Below are 20,022 nucleotides of genomic sequence, written 5' to 3' on the forward strand. Positions count from 1 at the left end.
GCTGCATTAAAGCGCTTTAATGGAAATGCTCATATGCTTTCGCTATAATACTTAACAAATAGAAGTTTTTAAAAATAAAAGGAAAATGTGTCACAATTATGGTAAAATAGTACAAACATTAATTACGTTGGAGGAAAAGGCATGGAATTTAAAATCGGTGATATTATTGAAACATTCGACGGCTTAAAAGGAGAAATTACTTCATTGTTGACCAACACCGCTGTTGTGGACTTTTCCGTAACAGAAAACTATTCGGAGCATTTTGAAGATGCGAAGCAAGTTGTTCGTTTGAATGATATTAGACAGATCATAAATAGCTAGAACTTATTATATAGAAGTTTATTGTTTAAAACTGAAATCAAAAACAGCTCTCTGCATCAACACAGAGAGCTGTTTTTTCGCTTTTTATAAGTTTTTTCGATTATTTTGTGAAGTCACGCCTACTGAAACGACGTTTGAATCGTTTTCTCTTGTGTAAGTCGTTTCTTGCGCTGACCCAGTGGAATAGTCGTGCAACTTGTCATTTCCAATTGGATTCTCGACAATTTCTGTACCTGCTTCTTTTAATTTTGAACCGATATTGCCAAGTTCGCCTTTTGTTTCTTTTGCCGTTGAAAGCACATCGCTTGAGATCTCTTTTAGCGTGTTGATGTTACCGAATACGTCTTTATTGAGACGTTCATATAGCGTTTGCGCATCATTAATCGCATCTTTTAAGGTGGTGCTAGCCGATTTGAACTGGCTGATCATCTGATCTTTCACTTCACCTGGATTTTGTTTGACCTCAGTAATCATCTTGCTAGAACTATCCTTGAACCCTACCGCTGTATTCTTCACTTTTGACCGCGTATTGTAATCAATCAAGGCAAGTGCCCCACCAACGATACCGCCAATTATGATTCCTGTCAGGAGCTTGCTTTTTTGTGGGTCTGCCACTCGCCCTCTTTGCGCTGTACCGTAAGCATCATCAGGATACATGCCGTTTTCATATCCGTTTGTAGTGTTTACACTTTGTACCATTTTAAGTCCTCCTTGATTAATTTTTTTCGTAGTTAGGGGATTCCCTTTTCTCTAAAAGCTAAACGTTTGGGTAGGCTTTTTCTGGATATCTTCCGGTTTTACATAAAAGTTTCAGTTAGTTCTCATACTAATGAAAATCTACTGTGATTGGAGGGTTTCACTATGGGAAAAGACAGACAGGAGAAGAAGTTACGCGAGTCTGGACGCGTTGAATCTGACCGTGATCAAGACTTGAAATATTCTGGAGCAACGAAAATGGAAGGTCCTGATGAAGCGCGTGCGCGCAATCATCAAGATCAGTAATTAATACTTGGCGAGCAGCTCATTAAAGGAAATGAGTTGCTCTTTTTAGTATCAGAGATTGTGGTCATGTGTCGAACTTTCGATAAAAAATTTTATCCGGGAAATTAAAACGAATTACCGTGAAATTATGAGTCTTATCCGTGAAATTAATTTACATTACCGAATTATAGTTGAATTTTATCCATCTGGAATATACATCTCATAAATATGTCCTAATGAAAAACACAAAAAAAGAGAACCAACTTCTAAAATGAAGTTTGTCCTCTTCTTTATTTCCATTTAATTGATCGCACAATGAAAAATGCGATCGAACCGGTGATTCCCACGATAAAAATGGGTAGTACCCATACACTTAATCCTTCACTGACTCCTTTAGCCACTTTCGAACATGCCCAAGTCATGTATACGAAAAACAGTAAGATTTCATTTTTCATCACATTGATCATCATGCGCGCATTTTTGTACTGTCTTTCAACGTTTTCTTCCGTTAGATTAAAGTAGTTGTAGATGTGTGGATATTTTTCTAACACGGTAAGCAGTAACCATGTTACAACTCCCATGATGGTTAAAATCCAGAGGTTGCTCTTACTTCCCCAGCCATCTGGATCTCCGGCTGCATTAAAATGGGTAGGTACAGTGTCTGGGATCGCTGCCCACTCTGAGATCAAGCTCATGGTTCCCATAATAAGTAAGGCGATGGATGCAATATCTAAAAAGTTTTCTAACCAAGTTCTTGGTATATTAAGCTTTGGTCGACCTTCATACATATTCTTTTCAGCCTCCTCTACCTGCTCAATACGTTTTTTTCATTTAAAAAGTTTCGTATTTCATTGTCATTGTTGAATGGTACATAAAACAACGTCCAGATCGCAATGTCGATCTGGACGTTTAATATTTCTATTCGTTTACTATCCCCATCGCGATTATGAACCAATTGGCTCCGTTTTTGCTACCGATCTGGAAGAATAGCGCAATGATTTCTTCTTTTGAAAAATGTTGCTTCAGTCGGTTGTATAGTTCATCTGGCAGTTGTCCGTGATACGCCATGATGTGATCAGCGAGCTCGAGAGCTAACTTTTCGCGTGCTGATAACCCTGCTTTGTTCTCTTTTTTCATGGCCGCTTGTCTAGAAGACTCATCCAGAGTCCCGTAATCCATGCTTTGTCAGTAATCGCACCCGTTGTTTGAGGCCGCTCGTAAGCGGAGCAGTTCCATGAGTCCAGGCTCAAGTATGTCATTCAGCGCTTTATCCATCTGCTGAAAAGCATCTAGGATTCCTGGTGCGTTCGCAAGGGTTTTCTTAAATGGTGTTCCTTCAACATCTACTTCTGGTAAACGTGCCACTTATATTCCTCCTCCTCAAAAAATTTCTTTTTTACTCTCTTTTACCTTACATCATTCTTCCACTCAATCCTATGTTTCTGTTTAGAAGACTGAAAACGGAATGAGCTTTCTGTCGAATTTGAGTCTTATCACCTACCCAATTTTTATTTTAAGATAATGAATTGGTCATACGAACTCAGAATTACTCGTAGTAATATCTTCTCTTATATTGTAGTCTTTTGGTAAATAATCATTATTTTCGAATAGCATTAAAGGGTTTTGTTGAAAATTGTTGAATTCCTTACCATCGGAGCCAAGCTCGCTTGGTAATTACAACAGAGGAGTGATTTTTATGTTAAAGCGTTTCGTGGCGACTGCCGCAACATTACCACTACTGGTGTCATTAGCACTTCCAGCATCTGCTGCAAATTCTGAGGTATCTAAAGCTTCTTTTACACCGGCTGCAACAAAGGCTGCTTCACAAGAAATTATTGTCCATTTTAAAGATACGGTTTCAGCAGCAGTCAATACAGAAAAAAAAGTTTCACAGCTTGGCGGTAAAGTAGTTGAAGTAACGAAAGATTTTACAGTCGTGAAGGTAGACGGTAGTGTGGCAGATGCGCTCAAGAACTATGAAAATCTTGACTCTGTTGAGTATGCAGAACCAAACTTAACGTTCCATGCAAGCTATGTACCAAACGATTCTGCTTATCAAAGTCAGCAATACGCACCACAAAAAGTAGGAGCTGAGCAAGCTTGGGATACGACACAGAGCTCTTCCTCTGTAAAAATTGCAGTAATCGATACAGGTGTTGACTACAACCACCCTGATCTTGCAGGTAAAGTGATTAAAGGTGCCGACTATGTAGATGACGATAACGATCCATTGGATGAGAACGAGCACGGTACACACGTTGCAGGTATCGCGGCTGCGAACACAAATAATGGTGTAGGAATCGCGGGTCTTGCCCCAAAAGCTTCTATTCTAGCGGTTCGTGTTCTTGATGCGAACGGAAGTGGATCACTCGATGACGTCGCTCAAGGTATTCGTTACGCAGCTGATCAAGGGGCACAAGTTATCAATCTAAGTCTTGGTGGAGCTGGCGGCACTCAAACGCTTCAATCTGCTGTTGATTATGCATGGGGCAAAGGTTCTGTAGTCATCGCTGCTGCAGGAAATGAAGGGGTATCTTCTCCTAGCTATCCAGCTTATTACACGAACGCGATCGCAGTTGCTGCTACTGATCAAAACGACCGTAAAGCTTCATTCTCAAACTACGGTTCGTGGGTTGATATCGCAGCGCCAGGTGTTAACATCTATTCCACAACGCCTAATAATCAGTATGCGAGTTTCTCAGGAACGTCTATGGCATCACCAGTTGTTGCGGGTGTAGCAGGACTTCTTGCGGCTCAAGGCAAAAGTGCTTCTCAAATCCGAGCAGCGCTTGAAAACACAGCTGATCCTGTGTCTGGAACAGGCAGTCAGTTCCAAAACGGCCGTGTGAATGCAGCGGCGGCTGTTCAACAATAATTTTAAAAAATGTTCCCAAGCCTCTGGAAGTTAGTGTTTATAACTTCTAGAGGTTTTTTATTTTCACTTTTTCATAGATGCTAACTACGATACCCTTCTATAAATGTACCGTGTACGGTTTAAAACCTCCTTTTTCATGAAAAACTGTTAACAGAAACATCTGTAAGAAGCGGAGGAGTTCAGCTATGTTTGGGTTCGGTAAGAGTAAGCAAAAGAAAAAAACGTCTCAAGGTTCCGGCAAGAGTGAGTCGACTGAATCAGAAAAAAGGCAGAGTGAAAAAGAAGCGGAAGAAAAAATCGTATACTTTTTCTTGATCAGCACTGCGCTTTTTGGAGTGGTCGTTCTGTATCTTGGCATTTCTCGTGAGATGTCTTTCGTTTCTAATCTCATTTTAAGTTGATTTTTCATGTCCTGAATGTATAATAGTTGTAACTTACATATCGTTTTTAGCCGATTATTCGGTCTCTTATTTCGAGCAGGCGGAGGGAATTAGCCCTATGAAGCCCGGCAACCACCTATTTTGTTAGGCACGGTGCTACATCTAACAGTTTTACAGACTGAAAGATAAGAGGATGTGAACACAACCATTCGTCCTCTTTTTTATTAAAGAGGGCGTTTTTTTATTTTGCTACTTCAAGCAGAAATCAACCAAAGTATAGAAAGGATGTTATGTATGGACCTTAACAAAGCAGACCGCATTAAAAAGATGCGTGTCCCACAAGTCGATGGAAAGTTAGAAGATCGCTTGCCCCCTGGCCAGGTTGAAACAAAAAAGTTCCCCATTCTTCATGAAGGGGACGTTCCTGTTTACGATATGAAAAAATGGTCGTTATCTGTAGAAGGACTCGTAGGAAAACGTGTCGAATTTAGTTTTGAAGACATCATGAAGATGCCTCAAACGACAGTAGTTCGTGACATTCACTGTGTGACAAGATGGTCACGGTTCGACAATGCGTTTGAAGGTGTTAAATTTACGGACTTTTTAAAGCATTTTGATGTGGATTCTAAAGCAAAGTATGTGATGGTCCACGCCGATTACGATTATACGACGAATGTTCCGCTACAAGATCTATTGCGAGACGATGTGATTCTCGCGCACTCGTTTGATGGCAAGCCTTTAACGGAAAAGCATGGATTTCCGCTTCGCCTTATTGTTCCGCACCTTTACTTTTGGAAAAGTGCAAAGTGGATTCGCAAGTTTCAGTTCTTAGAAGAGGATCAGCCAGGCTTTTGGGAGCAGAACGGCTTTCATATGTATGGCGATCCATTTAAAGAGGAACGATTTTCGAGCGATGAATTCGAGATGCCTGAAGATGAGTGGAAAAAGAAAGAGTATGATTGATTTTAGATTATAAAAAAAAGGAGGGGAAAAGTGATTCTTATTATTTTCCCCTCAACATTTTGACTTCGTTTTTGAGATCTGTAATTTGATCTTGAATTTCTTTCATTTGTGTCTCTTGATTTTGCTGGTCTATTTGCGCTTGTGCTTCCTCAATGTAAATCTGTTTAAGCGCGATGGCAGCGCTCAAAGTTGCGAGTAAATCACCTGCAGTTGTAAGAGTTGCTGCAAGTAAGTCGAGTTCTGCTAAAAAAGTTGCAGGGATTTTATTGTTCGCTAAGTATTCTGCTTGTGCCTCTGCTAAAACAACATCTACTACACGCTGATTCAAACCATTCACTCCTTACACCCGGTTCTACAATACCATATGCGTTTGCCCTAGTTCGGGTTCCCTTAGTCCTTTTTAAAGCTCATTCTAATTTTGGTGCCTTTGAGATTTACTGCAACTTATTTCTTAATGTACAGGCATTTTGACCGATATTATTTATATTAGGGGAGGTTTAGCAATGGAAAACTGGCTGTCTTTTCGGATTCCGTTCGATATTATATCCATTTATATCTTACTCGCAGCTATTATTGTGGTTGGTATATGCGCAAGTCTGCTTCGAAACGCACTGCCAGAATGGTCTGTTCGAATCTTTAGCTACACAGGGTTTGTTGGAGTGATCTTTGCTTGGCTGAAGCTATTGGAGTATTGATACATACATAAAAAAACGCCTGGGGGTTTCCTGCCCTAGGCGTTTTGACGTTTTATAGCGATTTAAAAAGCAGCTTACGAAGGACCGGCATCAGATAGTCGACAAGCTCTGAAGCACTTGGCACAACTACGTTTTGCGGTCCATAAATGTTCTGCATCAACTTCTCTTCTTCCTCTGTGATCTCTCCGTTCGCGATGAACATACCGATCGTTTCGATCCCAAGCTTTCGTGTACGAGTGACCGCTTCGTGTGTATCGAGTACTCCATGCGATTCATAATCAAAAGCCGCAGGTTCACCGTCTGAGAAAACGAGCAGAATCTTTTGCTGCTCTGGTCGCTTTGCCAACTCTTCTCCCATACGTCGGATGGAATACCCATCACGGTTATCTTCTTGCGGTTCAAGCTGAATGATCGGTGCTCCCGATTGATGCAAAGAGTTTCGGTACGAAATCACTTCATGAAAATAATTCGGCTGATCGTTAGTTGAAGCATCTGCTGCATCTTCCCAAAATCCAACGACAGAATGCGGAATCCGAAGAGCTTTTAACGTTTCATGAAACAGCACGATTCCTTTTTGCGTCTCTTCCATCTTGTTGAACATAGACGCCGAGCAATCGACGAGGAGCGTGAACGTCGTGTCGAGTTCTTGTTGAGATTCTTGCTTTTTTCTAAAAAGTCTCGGGTTCTTATCGGTTGCAAGTCTTGTAAGCTTCTTTCCGAGTCTTCCAAAGTGCAGATCTTCTCTCGGTGCTGTTCGTTTGTGCTCCATCGTTTTTAAAAAGTTTTGTTTCAACTGCGAAACGAATGGTGCGATCTCTTGGTTGTATTCGTCGTATTGCGCGATTTCGTCGAGTGTTGCCGGTTTCGCTGGCAAGAAATGCTCAGTTACGTTCTTGTTCACTTCTCCGTATGGGAAGTGGTTTGCAGAGTCCGAACCACTCTGGTTGTTATCGGTTTCGGCTTCATGTTCGTTTTGAGTGTCAAAGTCGTTGTTGTCTGTACGTTTAGCGCTCGTTTGAACCGAGCCGAACACCGCGTCACCACTCTCCGCTTCCCTCGCACCTTCTCCTAACAGATCTGTGTTGGTCCCTTGGTCAAGATCCATCTGTAAGAATGAGTCTTGCGGATCAGATGTTTCATCATGCCAAGAGGAATGAGATTCTTTTTCTTTATCGTCTTTGTCTTTGTCTGAATCCTCGTCTTTGGTGATCGTTTTCTTTGTTTGGGTTTCGTTGTTGCGTGTGAGATCGTCAAAATTTTGTTCGCTCTCACCAGTTGTTTTGCTTTGCTGCGACTGATCGCTGAAACTTCGGTATGCAGTTTTCATATCGTTTAAGTTTAAATGTTTTTGTGTGATAGCAGCCATTTCGGTAATGATTGCCGCGATATCTTCAGTCGATTTTGCCGTTGTAAGTTTTGTTAAAAGTGATCGCAGTTCTTGGTAGAGTTCTTGCGTTTCTTGTGGCACAGCTACAAATCGTTTGTTCGCTAAAAGGATAATATGGCAAAAAAGCGCATCAAGTGTACGCTTTTGTTGAATATGCTTTCGGTACTCACGGTTGTAGTGAACCTGAAACGTCTCTTTTCGCAGCTTGAACGCATGCATCATCCCGGGTCGGCCGTTCACACATATCTGCTCTAACCGATAGTCTTCTGCAAAAAGAAGGACTTGTTTAAGAAATTCCCGGTGAGGATGGGATTTCAGCTTGTTCAAAGTGTCCCAGATCACGTGGTCGTCCGTGTGAAACTGAGTTCCATAGCTGCGCAAATAAACATCCGATTTCCAGCCTTCCAGCTGAATATCGCGCGGGTACGGATTCCAGAACTGACTAACGTGTGTGATACCGCTGCTTCGCTCGAGGTACGAGTGGTACGAGAACGAAACGTCCATTTTATCCACTTTTGAGAGTGAGCGGGAAAGATCGATCAGTTGCATATGAACAAATGAATCGATCTTCGTATCCGCAAATACTAGGAATTTCATCTAGGGAAAACCTCCAAAATCGTCGTGGGAAATAAATTGTATGGGGTCTGACCCCATTTCCCAGCTTACGCGAACAGGGTTGCGGCTACGTTGGCAACGAGGGCGCGTTCGCGCGCATCTTCGAGCTTATCTGCGATCGCTCGCTGAATAGCACGCTTTGCCGGCAGATATACGGAAAGGTCTGCTGCATCTAGTAACGCACGGATGGATGCTGCATCCTCAGACAGATGGCCGGCTTTTGCTTGACCGATCAAGTCAGACGACAACTGAACAAATTTGGATAGTACCTCTTCGTCTTTTTGCTGAGATTGATTCTCGAGCATTTCTTTTAACGTATCACCTTGAATGTAAGGCACTTCAATCACGACAAAGCGGTTTTTTAATGCCTCGTTTAAAGGTACCGTCCCGATGTACCCCTCGTTAATCGCTGCGATAACATTGAAACCAGGCTGTGCTTTTACCACTTCACCTGTGAACGGGTTAGCAATCGTACGGCGGTAATCGAGCATTCCGTTTAGAATCGGCAGCGTTTCTGGTTTTGCGATGTTGATCTCATCGATATAGAGAAAATGGCCGTTTGCCGCAGCTCTTGTAACTGGCCCAGGAATGAACTCGATCTCTTGTTTACCCTCGCTATAACTTAACGTCTTATGACCAAGAAGCGCTTCAGCATCAAGATCGACCGAGGCGTTGACTTGATGCAAAGGTTGTCCGAACACGTTTGAAAGAAGCTCTGCTAGTTTGGTCTTTCCAGATCCCGTCGGTCCTTTCAACAGAACATTTTTACCAAGAGCCAGTGCAATGACTGCATCCTCAATCAACGCTGTGTCAGGTGCTGTATAACCTGGCTTCCCAATTAATTCTTTATATTCATTTGATAAATTTTCTAGTCGTTTGGCTGCATCTTGCTGCAGTTTTTCTTTTATTTCATTCGGAAGTTGGAGATTCATATCAAATTTCCTTTCTCTATCAGTGATTTTATTTTGTTAAAAAATCACTTCATCTTTCAACAGTATTTCCACTTATTTGCTGTGTAAAGCCTTACACAATGTAACATTGTAAGCTTTTTCAGTGCAAGTACGTTGTTTGGTAACCATATTTTACTCAGAAGAAAGAACCGATCATTTAGATTCGGTTCTCTTTTTTCGCTTTTTTAAACGTATACACGTTATAGATAATCAGCGTTACAAACAATGCACTTATTGTTAAAATGGCTTTCGTTTCTTTGTCAAATGAAGTGAGACTGATTAAAAATTCTGGTAGAAAAATCATGGCTGGAATGACGATTGTGAACCAGGTTTTACTCCATAAAGCGATTCCTATAAAGATGGCGATAGCAAGGAGCGCCGCGATAATGTTTCCTGTTGCTCCTAGCTTTATAACAACGGAAGTTTTATACATATCGTTTGCAAACATAAGACCTAAAAAGAACAAAATCGGTAAGATTCCTAAGATCAATGTGGTGATGATCGTTTTTGTTTTTGAAAGTTTCGTGCTCGCTAAGAATTTGAACATTCTTAAATAGAAAAGTACAAGGATGATACAAACCGCCGGATAACCGATCACTTGAAGCAACGTGTACTGAACGCCTCCTCTTATCGAATCGCCTAGCAAAACATAGGCGAAAACACCGAGAACGATGATCGGCAAGTAAGAAAGCCATTTGAAATCAAATGACATTTCACTTGAAAGCTGCTCCATATATGCTTTTGGCGAATGTCCGATGATGTGAGAGACAGATTTTCCGCGCTTTTCCGCTTCGATCAGATGATCTTCCAACTCTTCTACGATCTCTTTTACCTCTTCGTCTTTTTTTCCACTCGAAAATAAATAGAGTCTAAGATTATCTAAGAAATCCTGGCTTTCAGCTGTTAAGGTATGTTTTAGCGCACTCATTTTTTGCTTCCTCTCTTTTGTAATATGTGATCGACCGAATGGCTTAGTTGGTTCCATCTCTCAATAAATGCTTGAAGTTCTTCCTCACCTTTAGGGGTAAGCGAATAATATTTGCGCCTTGGTCCCGCCGTTGATTTCTTCAACGTCGTGGTAACGAGCTTCTCTTTTTGCATGCGTATGAGCAAAGGATAGATTGTTCCTTCACTCGTCTGTTGAAAGCCGTATGATTCCAGCTTTTCGGCTAACTCATAGCCATAAACTTCACCTTCGTTGATGATGGCTAAAAGACAGCCGTCGAGAATTCCTTTTAACATCTGAGTGTTCGACATGTGGCTACACCTCATTTTCACTATCTTGTATTACAAGGGTTATAGATAAAAAAGAATGTCTTGCATAACAAGATATACCATTAGTATATGCGGCACTAACTTGTAATGCAAGGTATTTGTGTTAATTTGTTCCAAAAATTATTTTTCCTTATTCATGAGCTCCACCACATGTGGTTTCGGCTCCCAACAATTAAACTGATAGTCTGGTTTCGTCTCATATCCAAGACGCACGCAGTGATAGCGCATCCCTTGATTCGTTTTTTCAGGCTTGAAATTGATACATGTCGCACAACAATGATACTTATTTTTGTTCATGAAAGCCGCCCTCCTCTATCTGTCAGTAAAATAACTTTTAATGATCGCCATATATTCTCTAACGTGAGCTTGTGGAACAGAAGAAATTCTCAACGGCGAGCCAAGCCCTTCTGCTTCAATACCAACCCGCTTAGCGATCATCTTTGTTCGAAAAAGGTGGAAATCACTCGTTACAATGAGCAGCTGGTCGTCTGGTTGAATCATCTTTTTGGTATATAAAAGATTTTCGTATGTACTCGTTGCTTTTTCCTCAATCTGAATGGAATCTGCTTTAATCCCATTTTCGACGAGATAGTTTTTCATTATAGATCCTTCACTCGTCGTTTTACCAAATCCAAGACCACCGCTGACGATGAACGTAACATCTGGATGTTTTTTTGCATAGGTGAGCGCTTGATCTAGCCGACCTTTTAGAACGGCACCCGGACGATTATTCTTCGTTCCTCCACCAAGTACGAGGATCGAATCTATCTTGGAAGAAACCTTCTCAGGGTCTGTGTTAGCAGATGTAAGAATAAGAGTTTCTAGCGTTGCTGCAAAAAGGATGGTTACGATTAATACGGTCAGCGTCGTTTTTTTGTACGTGTTAAATAGTTTCATAGCTGAGTTGTAGCGGAAAAAAAGGACAAGAAAAAGAGCACCTAACAAGAAAAAAACCGCAAGTCCCATATCCATGTTAGTCGTTTGGATAAGCATGGCCGTTGCATATACAGCAAAGAGGATCCCGAGCGTTAAGAATAGTTTTTTCATAGTGTTATCTCCGTTCATAGATTTTCTATATTCTAGGATATCAGAAAAAGGAAAAGAGCGGAGAATGAAGATTCCGCTCTTTGTAAAAGTTATTATTTTTTGTTTATGTCAGACTCTTGGATTTCTTTTTGAATGGCTGAAGAGATGTCGGCCTTTTTTTGCTCAGAAGAACGTGTTGCATCAGTGTTCATGTTCTCTGTTTTTTTATTAACGGCTTCGTTCTTTCTTTTCGTAATCTCTGCTAATTCTTGTTTATAGTGATTTTCAAGTTCTTTTTTCTTGTCTTGAATGATCTTTTCTTTGTTAGAATCCAAATCTTTCTTGGCATCCGCAACGATTCCTTTTACTGCTACGTTCACATTTTTGAGCAAGTCATTCTTCTCTTTGTTTAACTCACTCTCAATCTCAGATTGATACGTAAATTCCATAATCTTATTATATAAGTCGTTTGCAAGATTCGGATTTGCCGCATACGCAGATGTCGTACCTACACCAAGTGCGAACGTTGTCGCTAAAACAATTTTCGGCCATTTCTTAGCTGTCTTTTTCTTCGTGCTGAATTTTTCTTTACGTGAAATTTCCATGTTAAATACCCCTTCCTTTATCTAAGAACAAATAAAGAAAGCGGTCGGTTGCGCTACTAGCTTCAGTTATTCCAAGCGCCCACATACAGAATAACCTTCACAGCCCCACACTTATCTAATTATATTCTGATATAAAATTAACACCGGTCATATTCACTGTAAATGGGTAATTAGTAAGATATTACTATAAATTGTTTTTTCAGTATTTTATTGTAGAAAGGTAATGGGGATGTAGCGGAAAGAAACATTGAATGAAAGAAATAAATGAAAGAAGCCAATGTCCACTGTGCGTGGACATTGGCTTCTAGAATGTATTTGTATGGGGTCTGACCCCCTTTGTGAAACTCCCCACAATGTAAGCAATCAAGGAAAGCACGATCGGAAGCACTACTGTGTGCATGCCCCAAAGGTTAGGATAATTCAGATGTAGGAACATATAGGAACCTACTCCAACGATTAAAGAAGCAATCGCTCCATTAGCGTTTCCTCTTTTCCAATATAGCCCCAATACGATCGGCCATATGAAGGCAGCTTCTAATCCACCGAACGCGAATAGATTCAGCCAGATCAATAAATCAGGCGGGTTGATCGCCATGGCGAATACGCTTAGTCCGACTACTGCCGTTATTCCAAAGCTCAATTTCTTTACAAATTGTTCTTCAGCATCTGGTTTGATGTAATTGATGTATACATCTTTAATAATCGCAGAACTTACGAGTAAGAGCACAGAGTCAACGGTCGACATGACGGCCGCTAAAGGCGCTGCCAATACGATACCGGCTAACCAGCCTGGCAATACTTCTAGTGCTAAGAGAGGCATGACTTTATCTGGCACTTCGATTCCAGGTAACACCACTCTTCCGAACACACCCGCTAGATGCATACCCAGCATGATGAAACCTACAACGAACGTTCCGATGATCATCGCTCGATGCATCGCCTTTGCATTTCGATAGCTCATTGCTCTTACCGAAATTTGCGGCAACCCTACCACCCCGACACCTACCAAGATCCAAAACGATGATACGTAAAGAGGTGTTAGCGATTGATCCGAGCCATAAGGCGTGATTAAGTTCGGATTCTCCGCTCTTAATTCACCCATGATGTTTTCGATTCCACCGCCCGCGAGAATCGTACCGGCCAATATGATGACTGTTCCGATTACCATTACAACTCCTTGTATCGCATCAGTAATTACAACAGCTCGGAAACCACCTGCAATCACGTACACGAGCACAGAGCCAGAGAAAATGAAAAGTGCTGTTGTGTAGGAAACACCGGTAAACGATTCGATCAACCGTCCACCGCCCACCCATTGAGCGGCCATTGCAGAGAATAGGAAAACAACAATACTCAGTGCTGATAGAATAACGACCCACTTGCTCTCATAACGTGCTTTTAGAAAATCAATCAATGTAACGGCGTTGATCTTTCTTGCAACGATTGCAAACTTTTTACCAAGTACCGCAAGTGTGAAATAGCCTGTCACAAGCTGCGCCATTGCGAGCAGCACCCAACCTAGGCCTAATTGATAGGCCGCACCAGGTCCGCCGATAAAGCTCGAAGCACTTCCGTATGTTGCGACCATCGTCATCGCAAGCACAAAACCTCCCAGTTCTCTGCCTGCTAAAAAGTAATCTTGTAAAAACGACGGTCCACTTTTAATGTGCCGAGATGTATAGATACCTACTAAAAAAACGGAGATCAAAAAGAAAGCTAAAGGAAGAATCACATCCCAATTCATCGGACATCTCCCTCCCCATCCTCGTTCGTTTCATCAAGTTCAAATGGAACCTCTATAAAGAAAAACTTCACCATAATCCAAACTAAAATGGTGAAAACAACAAATCCTACGATACAGCTATAAAAAAACCATGCTGGAAATCCAAGTATGTATGTGTATTCTTTAATAGGACGTCCGCCTAGGCCGTAAGCGAACGCATACCACCAGATAAAGTTCAAAATGGCAAGCACGGTACCCATGACAGCTTCTCTATTCGATACTCGATACCGCCAGTCTGTTCCCTTTTTCATTTCCTTAACCCCCTGGAGTTTCAGTACAAAATATAAGTCCACTCATAACTATGGCAAATTCGTTTCTTGTTGTCGAGTCCTTTCAACTTTATGAAATTTTCTATTTCTTTTCATGATATCCCTGTTTTAACCTGTGTAAAAGTAAAAACGAGCACCTTTTAGGTACTCGTTAAGTCTTCTTTATTGAAGTGGCGGCTGTGCTTGAGTGGATGGAGCATATGCACCAAGCATGCTCGTCATATCTTGTTGGTTTAGTTGAGGAACCTGATAATAATGATTCTTATTCTGCCAGATCGATAATTCATAGGCCATCTCGATCCAGTTTGGAATCCCATCTGCTAATACTCGTCTAAGCACTGGATTTGTAACTTCGAGTGTCGCCATTCCTCTTAGCGAAGCATTCGATTTTAATGTTCCTAGAATTAGAGATGATACCGATTGATCGTTTAATTCTGTAACGATTTGAATAGGTTTAACCGGTTGAGCAGGCTTCAAGCCATATACAAAATCATTATCTTGAGCCATCTTGTAAGATTCTGTACGCATTGCTGGATCTTTTCCTGTCTGAAAAGCTTGAACACACGCGTTATATTCTTTTGTAATGTGCTGATAATGACGATTGAGCATCGTTTTAAGCTCAGGGTCCTGGACATGCCCTTTACAAAGTGTATATAAGTTTAAAGTTCCTACAATGCCGCTTAACATCTCATGAACATCAAACATCTCATGGCCGCCATGGTTCATCTGGGCTGGCACTTGACCAGTCTGCATGTTTAGATGGTTAAATTCAGGATTGGTGTTCCCTGATTGAGGATTCATGTTTTGTTGATTTGAATCTTGATTCATCATACATACCTCCGATTTATAAAATACGGGGTTATTGTATGTAGAAAGGAATACTCTATTCTCTTTTTTAATAATTTCCGAGGAAATATGATAGAAACTCTAAAGAAGAGACGAAGTTCGACATTTTTTAAGAGGGGCTATTCGCGAAAAAGGTGACTTTCTGAAAAGAAAAGTTTCGAACCGTTTGCATTTTAAAACAGTTAAAGGGGTTTTGCTTAAAAACAGCAAGGGAAATAAATTTTTTGGGGTCAGTCCCCATTTCCCAGATTTAGTTTTAACCCTTATAATGAAGATACGATTGAAAGGAGGTGAAAACCATTCCTAGATCCCCTCGCATTTGGTATCCGGATGCTGTTTATCATGTGACTACTCGCGGAAATCGCAGGGAACCTCTTTTTTATTCCCACTTGGATTTCCATCGTTATTTAAAGATTTTGAGTCACTGTGTTAAAAAGCACGAAGTCGAGCTCTTCTCGTATTGCCTCATGACAAACCACACTCACTTACAAATTTTATGTAGCAAGTCACCACCTGGAGATTTCATGAAAGAATTAAACGAAACGTATGCGATGTACTTTAACAAAAAATACGAACTAACTGGTCATGTGTTTCAAGGTCGTTATGGAGCAGAATTGATCGAAGATCGTTCACATTTATTAGATACTAGCCGCTACATTCATTTGAATCCTGTTTCTGCCGACCTGGTCATGTACCCTTTAGAATATCAGTGGAGCAGTTACCGCTATTATGTAACCCCATCGGTGTGCCCTTTTGTACACACCTCAACCCTTCTTGAGCAGTTTAACCATTCGAAATCTCAGTACCGAGATTATGTTGAGAGCAAGATTACCCCTGTTGTTGAGCTTTAAACCCTTTAAACTAAATGTATAACTACACACTTTCCTTTTTCAAAAGTCAGTACTAGCAAAGAAAAAAGCCGTTTTTGTCTTTTTGGAAAAGACAAAAACGGCAAAAATGTAATTGTGTGGGGTCAGACCCCTTAAAAGGTGAACCGCTGGACGTGGTTGCGCATCTGTTCAGCGTACTGCTCAAGTTGATCAGCCAGATGATTCAACTGCTCCATCGAAGCTGATTGCTGTTCTGCAGATGCGGAAACTTCTTCTGTTCCAGCCGCTGTTTCTTGCGTGATCGCCAAGATATGCGACGCATTCTCAAGAAGTACATCCTTTTGCATCGTCATTTCGTCAACAGACTGAATCACGTCTTTTAATGCTGCTGCGTTCCCTTTAACTGCAGTAGAGATCGCAGTAAAGCTTTGCTCTGTCTCTTCAACCGCTTCGCTTTGAGAAAGAATGAGAGCGGCAGCTTCTTGAACTTGTCCGACGGTGTTTTCCGTTACTTGCTGCATATCCGTGATCAATGCGCTGATATCTTTTAAAGAAAGCTCGGTTTGCTCTGCCAGCTTTCTTACTTCATCCGCAACGACCGCAAAGCCTCTGCCCGACTCTCCAGCTCTAGCTGCCTCGATGGCTGCGTTTAATGCTAGCAAATTGGTTTGATTGGCTATATCGCTGATCGTTAGAACGATTTGTTGAACGCTGCCAGATGTTTCATCTAGTTTTTTAATAGAAGAAATCATCTCTCTCGTCATTTCTGTTGTCATCAGAGATTTCTCTTTTAGCACGCTTACCTTTTTCACACCGTTTAATGATTGTTCATTCATTTGTTTTGTTGCTTCTTCAATTCTTTCGCCATGCGCATGAACGGTACCGATACGCTCAGCCAGCACATTGGCCGCTTTTGCATTTTGATCCATCAGCTCTGCTTGATGAGAAGAGCCTGCTGCAATCTGCTGCATCGTTGTTGACACTTCTTGTGCGGAAGCTGAATTTTCTTCTGCACTCGCAACGACCGTTTGAGACGCGTCTGTTACATGATCAGTAATCTGAGCCATCTCTCTGATCAACGTTCGCATCTGGTTAGACATATCATCAAAGCTTGCAGCCAGTTCACCGATCTCATCTTTTCTTTGTATAGAAACGCTCGCCTGTAGATTTCCATTTCTTATCTCATGCATCGCGTTCTTCAGTTGGTTCACCGGTACTGTAATTCTTCTTGAAACGAACACCGAAATAATGGCCGCCACTATAAGAGTGACCAGTAGCGCGATCCCGATCGGTAAAAGAATCACAGTAGCCTTTTCCTCGAACTCACTCAGCGCGACAGTTCCGGCTAGTTTCCATCCGGTTGTATCGTTCTTCGTATAGCTTACTACTCTCTCTTCACCGCTGATCTTTGTAGTTAACGTGCCTTCTTTTTTAGTAATGTCCTTATAAAAAGATTCTTGTGTAGCGCTTTTTCCCAGCTTTTTTGTATCTGGATGAACCATATAATTCCCGGAATTATCGATGAGAAGAGCATAGCCGGTATCCCCGATTTTCACGTCTTGCATTAGCGTTAAGATATCATTTACTGCGATATCAATCGCTGTTACTCCCACGATTTTCCCGCTGTACTCAACAGCTTTTACAGCTTTTACAACCGGACGATCTGTCGCTTCATCGATAAAAGGATCTGTCCAGAACACTTTAGTAGGATCCTTCGTTGCCTGTTGATACCAAGGCGTTAACGTCATGTCATCAACCGGTGATGCAGGAATCGGATACATGACCACTTCCTTATCATCCGAAATGAAATAGCTGTTCATGATCGCTTCATTCGCTAGATGATAGTCTTCAAACTTAGAGATGATATAATCCGGGCTATCTCCCTTTGCATGAAGTTTAATCGTAGCGGAATCTGCATATGCCGATACAAAATTTGCGTTATCTCTCAAAAAACCATTGAGCGTCTCATCTAGATCATGCATTCGTTCAGATGTATTCTCTGATGAATTTTCAATGGTAGTCTTCTTGCTGAACATATAACTAACTCCGCTCACTACGACTCCTGTCATAACAATAAGCAATATAAAAGGCACAAGAATCTGCCTTTGTAGACTTTTATTAATCATTTTTTCCTCCTGCAGTTACTTTTTACTAGACAGCAAAAAGTATATCGACAGAAAGCTACAAAGTTTTACAGAAATAGAGCAGAACTTGTCCATTGGTGTAGTACAAAACGAGCAAAAGTGTATTTGTAGGGGGTCTGTCCCCCTATATGTGTAAAAAAATAATAGACTTGACACAAAATATGGTATATAATATTTACAAGATTTACCGATATTAATGGTGCAGAAGTGGTTATTATATTAGAGGGGGAATGGACCATGAGCCGAAGCAATGCTCTTGTCTTAACTACAGAGATAGACGCCATTCGCACGACCATGTATGAGGTAAGTAAAAAGGTTAATAGTCTTGCAGATCCGCTTCTTGTTCAATTAAGCCAGATTTTAGACGAAAAACTAAACAAACTAGACCAAATTAAAAATTGCGCGTAATCTCATAAACTATCTATTAAAATTTAAACCGGTGTCCAAATGCTTTGTTTGGCGACCGGTTTTTTATTATGACGAAACTTTCTTTTGAACATCCTTCTATTAAAATTGTTGCCTCCGACTGTTCGACTTTCCATCAAAATGCTATGAAAACGTCTCTCCCGTCATGATGCTCATAAAATCTCTGAAAAAATAACTATAATCAAAATCAAACGCGATGCGATGTCTTTTTTCTTCCTCCCCAAACGGTGCATAAGGTCTGACATCGGCAATGCTCTGCCCTCTTGCCGTATTGCCATTTTGAAGCACGATATGTACGGGCAGTGTCTTATACGTGAACATATCTTCTCTGATGCAAGCCATTAACGTAATCGCATCATGAACCGGACTTCCTAAAATATCTGGGTTTCTACTTTTGTAAAAGTTGTAATAAAAATCGAGCATCGGTTTTAGAATGGGCATCTTACCTTTGTAATCGATATAATTCACCATCTCAGGAGTGACAACGGCACGATCCGTAACATTCAACGGAATGATCGTTACGTTTTTGGCGTACGTTAACACGATTCTAACCGCGATCGGATCTCCATAAAAATTCGCTTCCGACACTGGCGTTACGTTTCCCGGTACTAAGAACGCTCCACCCATAATATAGTACGCTTTTACTTTTTTCATTAGCGACTGAAACAATATAAACATTGTAGCCAGAGAAGTTAGCCTTCCTGCATTAACGATAATCAAATCATCTTGATACTGTTCGATCAAATTTACAATTTCAAAAAAATTTTCAATGAATCCTTCAGATATACCTGGATCAATTGGACCTAATCCATAAACGCCGTGCACGTCTGGATAAAACGTTGGTTTTTCGCCTGTCATCGGAACTTCTGCTCCACCAATTACTCTCACATTCACCGGAAAGTTAAATGTTTTGGCTATAAATTTCACATTTGATACCGTTTGTTCTCTTGATACGTTGCCATAGTCCGCCACAACACCAACAATATCTATCTCATCGCTAAAAAAAGCATAAGCTAGTGCGATCGTATCGTCGATTCCAGCATCACCAAAGAACAGAACTTTTTGTCCCATCGGGCAGTTCCCCTTTTTAGGCATTTGTTCTATTCTATTAGTTGATCGGCACACTTATGAAGTTTGCTGCTAAAAACTATTGCAGAAACCTATTTCGAAGGTCAGGTGTGGGAATCATACAACTCTCTTTTTGTCCGAACCATTTATACCGATTATTCGAGACCTTTTTATAGAAAACATTCCGAATCTGCCGAGGTACAACTTTCAAATATTTCCCCGTGTTGTATGGAAATTTCAGAAACTCCGCAACTTTTGCTACAGCATCTGATTCTGTATATACCACTCCATCATTGATTAAAATAACGGAATTTGTTTGCTCCGGATCTATGTTGTGCTGCAATAATAATTTTTGTCCGGCTGCTGATTGTATAGCCGAAAATTTCAACGTCTCACTTTTTTCGTGTTTTAAAATAAATTGCACGCTTCCGTTACAAAGATTACATACTCCATCAAAAAGAAGCACAGCAGGTGTTATTTCTTCAGCACTTTTCACGCTCAGACCTCCACTAACAAACGCTTTCCTCTAGTCTACTATTTCTTTTCAAGAAAACGCATCTTTCTGCCTTTTGAACCGTAGTAT

The 20,022-nt window shown here is 41.0% G+C and carries 26 protein-coding genes and 2 riboswitches; of the genes, 8 read left to right on the forward strand and 18 right to left on the reverse strand.

Translation table 11 applies throughout. The features are described from left to right. Positions 1-141: 141 nt before the first annotated feature. Entirely contained in the window at positions 142-321 is a 180-nt protein-coding gene (locus ABE65_RS19475) for a DUF2187 domain-containing protein (protein ID WP_066398675.1), read from the forward strand. A gap of 84 nt (positions 322-405) precedes the next feature. Here the strand turns inward: ABE65_RS19475 and ABE65_RS19480 are convergent, their stop codons facing one another. Continuing rightward, the gene (locus ABE65_RS19480) at positions 406-1,020 is read right to left on the reverse strand and encodes a hypothetical protein (protein ID WP_066398677.1); all 615 of its coding nucleotides are present in this window, start codon (positions 1,018-1,020) and stop codon (positions 406-408) included. 162 nt (positions 1,021-1,182) lie between these two features. On the opposite strand from ABE65_RS19480, the gene ABE65_RS21645 reads away from it, so the two are divergent. After that, positions 1,183-1,323, forward strand: coding sequence for a YpzI family protein (locus ABE65_RS21645; RefSeq protein ID WP_082861516.1), 141 nt, complete (start codon positions 1,183-1,185; stop codon positions 1,321-1,323). 269 nt (positions 1,324-1,592) lie between these two features. Here ABE65_RS21645 and ABE65_RS19485 read toward each other — a convergent pair whose 3' ends face one another. The 3 genes from ABE65_RS19485 to ABE65_RS19495 form a co-directional block, all read right to left on the reverse strand. Then, the gene (locus ABE65_RS19485; RefSeq protein ID WP_066398685.1) at positions 1,593-2,090 is read right to left on the reverse strand and encodes a DUF1648 domain-containing protein; all 498 of its coding nucleotides are present in this window, start codon (positions 2,088-2,090) and stop codon (positions 1,593-1,595) included. A gap of 130 nt (positions 2,091-2,220) precedes the next feature. Next, positions 2,221-2,481 (reverse strand): carboxymuconolactone decarboxylase family protein, encoded by a 261-nt coding sequence (locus ABE65_RS19490; RefSeq protein ID WP_156499218.1) that lies wholly within the window; start codon positions 2,479-2,481, stop codon positions 2,221-2,223. A gap of 6 nt (positions 2,482-2,487) precedes the next feature. Beyond that, positions 2,488-2,667 (reverse strand): carboxymuconolactone decarboxylase family protein, encoded by a 180-nt coding sequence (locus tag ABE65_RS19495; protein WP_066398687.1) that lies wholly within the window; start codon positions 2,665-2,667, stop codon positions 2,488-2,490. Positions 2,668-2,998: 331 nt separating this feature from the next. On the opposite strand from ABE65_RS19495, the gene ABE65_RS19500 reads away from it, so the two are divergent. The 3 genes from ABE65_RS19500 to ABE65_RS19510 all read left to right on the forward strand — a co-directional run bounded on the left by ABE65_RS19500 (position 2,999) and on the right by ABE65_RS19510 (position 5,520). After that, positions 2,999-4,177 (forward strand): S8 family peptidase, encoded by a 1,179-nt coding sequence (locus ABE65_RS19500; RefSeq protein ID WP_066398688.1) that lies wholly within the window; start codon positions 2,999-3,001, stop codon positions 4,175-4,177. Positions 4,178-4,362: 185 nt separating this feature from the next. Next, positions 4,363-4,578: a hypothetical protein gene (locus ABE65_RS19505; protein WP_066398690.1), complete on the forward strand. Its 216-nt coding sequence runs from the start codon at positions 4,363-4,365 to the stop codon at positions 4,576-4,578. 63 nt (positions 4,579-4,641) lie between these two features. Further along, positions 4,642-4,749, forward strand: a riboswitch (SAM riboswitch). A 102-nt stretch (positions 4,750-4,851) separates the two neighbouring features. Further along, on the forward strand, positions 4,852-5,520 hold the full coding sequence (locus ABE65_RS19510; RefSeq protein WP_066398692.1) for a sulfite oxidase-like oxidoreductase: 669 nt from the start codon (positions 4,852-4,854) through the stop codon (positions 5,518-5,520). A gap of 40 nt (positions 5,521-5,560) precedes the next feature. Here the strand turns inward: ABE65_RS19510 and ABE65_RS19515 are convergent, their stop codons facing one another. Then, positions 5,561-5,848, reverse strand: coding sequence for a hypothetical protein (locus ABE65_RS19515; RefSeq protein WP_066398695.1), 288 nt, complete (start codon positions 5,846-5,848; stop codon positions 5,561-5,563). Between the two features lie 175 nt (positions 5,849-6,023). Here ABE65_RS19515 and ABE65_RS19520 point away from each other — a divergent pair, with 175 nt between their 5' ends. After that, positions 6,024-6,215, forward strand: coding sequence for a hypothetical protein (locus tag ABE65_RS19520; RefSeq protein ID WP_066398696.1), 192 nt, complete (start codon positions 6,024-6,026; stop codon positions 6,213-6,215). 52 nt (positions 6,216-6,267) lie between these two features. On the opposite strand, the gene ABE65_RS19525 is transcribed toward ABE65_RS19520, so the two are convergent. The 10 genes from ABE65_RS19525 to ABE65_RS19565 form a co-directional block, all read right to left on the reverse strand. Next, entirely contained in the window at positions 6,268-8,199 is a 1,932-nt protein-coding gene (locus tag ABE65_RS19525; protein ID WP_066398699.1) for a vWA domain-containing protein, read from the reverse strand. A 65-nt stretch (positions 8,200-8,264) separates the two neighbouring features. Further along, the gene (locus tag ABE65_RS19530; RefSeq protein ID WP_066398702.1) at positions 8,265-9,149 is read right to left on the reverse strand and encodes an ATP-binding protein; all 885 of its coding nucleotides are present in this window, start codon (positions 9,147-9,149) and stop codon (positions 8,265-8,267) included. A gap of 175 nt (positions 9,150-9,324) precedes the next feature. After that, positions 9,325-10,095, reverse strand: a complete 771-nt coding sequence (locus tag ABE65_RS19535) for an HAAS domain-containing protein (RefSeq protein WP_066398715.1) — start codon at positions 10,093-10,095, stop codon at positions 9,325-9,327. Continuing rightward, positions 10,092-10,424, reverse strand: coding sequence for a PadR family transcriptional regulator (locus ABE65_RS19540; protein ID WP_066398717.1), 333 nt, complete (start codon positions 10,422-10,424; stop codon positions 10,092-10,094). Before ABE65_RS19540 ends, ABE65_RS19535 begins: the two co-directional genes overlap by 4 nt. 138 nt (positions 10,425-10,562) lie before the next feature. Next, entirely contained in the window at positions 10,563-10,739 is a 177-nt protein-coding gene (locus tag ABE65_RS22120; protein WP_171005575.1) for a hypothetical protein, read from the reverse strand. 15 nt (positions 10,740-10,754) lie between these two features. Further along, positions 10,755-11,489: a YdcF family protein gene (locus ABE65_RS19545; protein WP_066398719.1), complete on the reverse strand. Its 735-nt coding sequence runs from the start codon at positions 11,487-11,489 to the stop codon at positions 10,755-10,757. A gap of 92 nt (positions 11,490-11,581) precedes the next feature. Then, the gene (locus tag ABE65_RS19550; protein ID WP_066398721.1) at positions 11,582-12,073 is read right to left on the reverse strand and encodes a hypothetical protein; all 492 of its coding nucleotides are present in this window, start codon (positions 12,071-12,073) and stop codon (positions 11,582-11,584) included. Between the two features lie 33 nt (positions 12,074-12,106). Next, positions 12,107-12,189: riboswitch (cyclic di-GMP riboswitch) on the reverse strand. Between the two features lie 188 nt (positions 12,190-12,377). Then, positions 12,378-13,817 (reverse strand): sodium/pantothenate symporter, encoded by a 1,440-nt coding sequence (gene panF / locus ABE65_RS19555; protein ID WP_066398724.1) that lies wholly within the window; start codon positions 13,815-13,817, stop codon positions 12,378-12,380. Continuing rightward, the gene (locus ABE65_RS19560) at positions 13,814-14,107 is read right to left on the reverse strand and encodes a YhdT family protein (RefSeq protein WP_066398726.1); all 294 of its coding nucleotides are present in this window, start codon (positions 14,105-14,107) and stop codon (positions 13,814-13,816) included. The genes panF and ABE65_RS19560 overlap by 4 nt, the downstream gene beginning before the upstream one ends. 180 nt (positions 14,108-14,287) lie before the next feature. Then, positions 14,288-14,926 (reverse strand): spore coat protein, encoded by a 639-nt coding sequence (locus ABE65_RS19565; RefSeq protein WP_066400406.1) that lies wholly within the window; start codon positions 14,924-14,926, stop codon positions 14,288-14,290. 389 nt (positions 14,927-15,315) lie between these two features. Here ABE65_RS19565 and ABE65_RS19570 point away from each other — a divergent pair, with 389 nt between their 5' ends. Beyond that, the gene (locus ABE65_RS19570; RefSeq protein ID WP_197480325.1) at positions 15,316-15,822 is read left to right on the forward strand and encodes a transposase; all 507 of its coding nucleotides are present in this window, start codon (positions 15,316-15,318) and stop codon (positions 15,820-15,822) included. Positions 15,823-15,953: 131 nt separating this feature from the next. Here the strand turns inward: ABE65_RS19570 and ABE65_RS19575 are convergent, their stop codons facing one another. Then, positions 15,954-17,927: a methyl-accepting chemotaxis protein gene (locus tag ABE65_RS19575; protein ID WP_066398727.1), complete on the reverse strand. Its 1,974-nt coding sequence runs from the start codon at positions 17,925-17,927 to the stop codon at positions 15,954-15,956. Positions 17,928-18,182: 255 nt separating this feature from the next. Between ABE65_RS19575 and ABE65_RS21650 the strand changes: the two genes are divergently transcribed. After that, a complete protein-coding gene (locus ABE65_RS21650; RefSeq protein ID WP_082861519.1) occupies positions 18,183-18,353 on the forward strand; it encodes an aspartyl-phosphate phosphatase Spo0E family protein in 171 nt (56 codons plus the stop codon). Between the two features lie 141 nt (positions 18,354-18,494). On the opposite strand, the gene ABE65_RS19580 is transcribed toward ABE65_RS21650, so the two are convergent. After that, the gene (locus ABE65_RS19580) at positions 18,495-19,442 is read right to left on the reverse strand and encodes a nucleoside hydrolase (RefSeq protein ID WP_066398729.1); all 948 of its coding nucleotides are present in this window, start codon (positions 19,440-19,442) and stop codon (positions 18,495-18,497) included. 76 nt (positions 19,443-19,518) lie between these two features. Continuing rightward, positions 19,519-19,935, reverse strand: a complete 417-nt coding sequence (locus tag ABE65_RS19585) for a thiol-disulfide oxidoreductase DCC family protein (protein WP_231887831.1) — start codon at positions 19,933-19,935, stop codon at positions 19,519-19,521. Between the last annotated feature and the right edge of the window lie 87 nt (positions 19,936-20,022).

Source organism: Fictibacillus phosphorivorans (assembly GCF_001629705.1).
Lineage (GTDB): Bacteria > Bacillota > Bacilli > Bacillales > Fictibacillaceae > Fictibacillus > Fictibacillus phosphorivorans_A.

Coding starts and splice junctions, on each gene's coding strand:
- ABE65_RS19475 (WP_066398675.1), top strand. CDS start 142: ATGGAATTTAAAATCGGTGATATTATTGAAACATTCGACGGCTTAAAA.
- ABE65_RS19480 (WP_066398677.1), bottom strand. CDS start 1,020: ATGGTACAAAGTGTAAACACTACAAACGGATATGAAAACGGCATGTAT.
- ABE65_RS21645 (WP_082861516.1), top strand. CDS start 1,183: ATGGGAAAAGACAGACAGGAGAAGAAGTTACGCGAGTCTGGACGCGTT.
- ABE65_RS19485 (WP_066398685.1), bottom strand. CDS start 2,090: ATGTATGAAGGTCGACCAAAGCTTAATATACCAAGAACTTGGTTAGAA.
- ABE65_RS19490 (WP_156499218.1), bottom strand. CDS start 2,481: ATGGATTACGGGACTCTGGATGAGTCTTCTAGACAAGCGGCCATGAAA.
- ABE65_RS19500 (WP_066398688.1), top strand. CDS start 2,999: ATGTTAAAGCGTTTCGTGGCGACTGCCGCAACATTACCACTACTGGTG.
- ABE65_RS19505 (WP_066398690.1), top strand. CDS start 4,363: ATGTTTGGGTTCGGTAAGAGTAAGCAAAAGAAAAAAACGTCTCAAGGT.
- ABE65_RS19510 (WP_066398692.1), top strand. CDS start 4,852: ATGGACCTTAACAAAGCAGACCGCATTAAAAAGATGCGTGTCCCACAA.
- ABE65_RS19520 (WP_066398696.1), top strand. CDS start 6,024: ATGGAAAACTGGCTGTCTTTTCGGATTCCGTTCGATATTATATCCATT.
- ABE65_RS19525 (WP_066398699.1), bottom strand. CDS start 8,199: ATGAAATTCCTAGTATTTGCGGATACGAAGATCGATTCATTTGTTCAT.
- ABE65_RS19530 (WP_066398702.1), bottom strand. CDS start 9,149: ATGAATCTCCAACTTCCGAATGAAATAAAAGAAAAACTGCAGCAAGAT.
- ABE65_RS19535 (WP_066398715.1), bottom strand. CDS start 10,095: ATGAGTGCGCTAAAACATACCTTAACAGCTGAAAGCCAGGATTTCTTA.
- ABE65_RS19540 (WP_066398717.1), bottom strand. CDS start 10,424: ATGTCGAACACTCAGATGTTAAAAGGAATTCTCGACGGCTGTCTTTTA.
- ABE65_RS22120 (WP_171005575.1), bottom strand. CDS start 10,739: ATGAACAAAAATAAGTATCATTGTTGTGCGACATGTATCAATTTCAAG.
- ABE65_RS19545 (WP_066398719.1), bottom strand. CDS start 11,489: ATGAAAAAACTATTCTTAACGCTCGGGATCCTCTTTGCTGTATATGCA.
- ABE65_RS19550 (WP_066398721.1), bottom strand. CDS start 12,073: ATGGAAATTTCACGTAAAGAAAAATTCAGCACGAAGAAAAAGACAGCT.
- panF (WP_066398724.1), bottom strand. CDS start 13,817: ATGAATTGGGATGTGATTCTTCCTTTAGCTTTCTTTTTGATCTCCGTT.
- ABE65_RS19560 (WP_066398726.1), bottom strand. CDS start 14,107: ATGAAAAAGGGAACAGACTGGCGGTATCGAGTATCGAATAGAGAAGCT.
- ABE65_RS19565 (WP_066400406.1), bottom strand. CDS start 14,926: ATGAATCCTCAATCAGGGAACACCAATCCTGAATTTAACCATCTAAAC.
- ABE65_RS19575 (WP_066398727.1), bottom strand. CDS start 17,927: ATGATTAATAAAAGTCTACAAAGGCAGATTCTTGTGCCTTTTATATTG.
- ABE65_RS21650 (WP_082861519.1), top strand. CDS start 18,183: ATGAGCCGAAGCAATGCTCTTGTCTTAACTACAGAGATAGACGCCATT.
- ABE65_RS19580 (WP_066398729.1), bottom strand. CDS start 19,442: ATGGGACAAAAAGTTCTGTTCTTTGGTGATGCTGGAATCGACGATACG.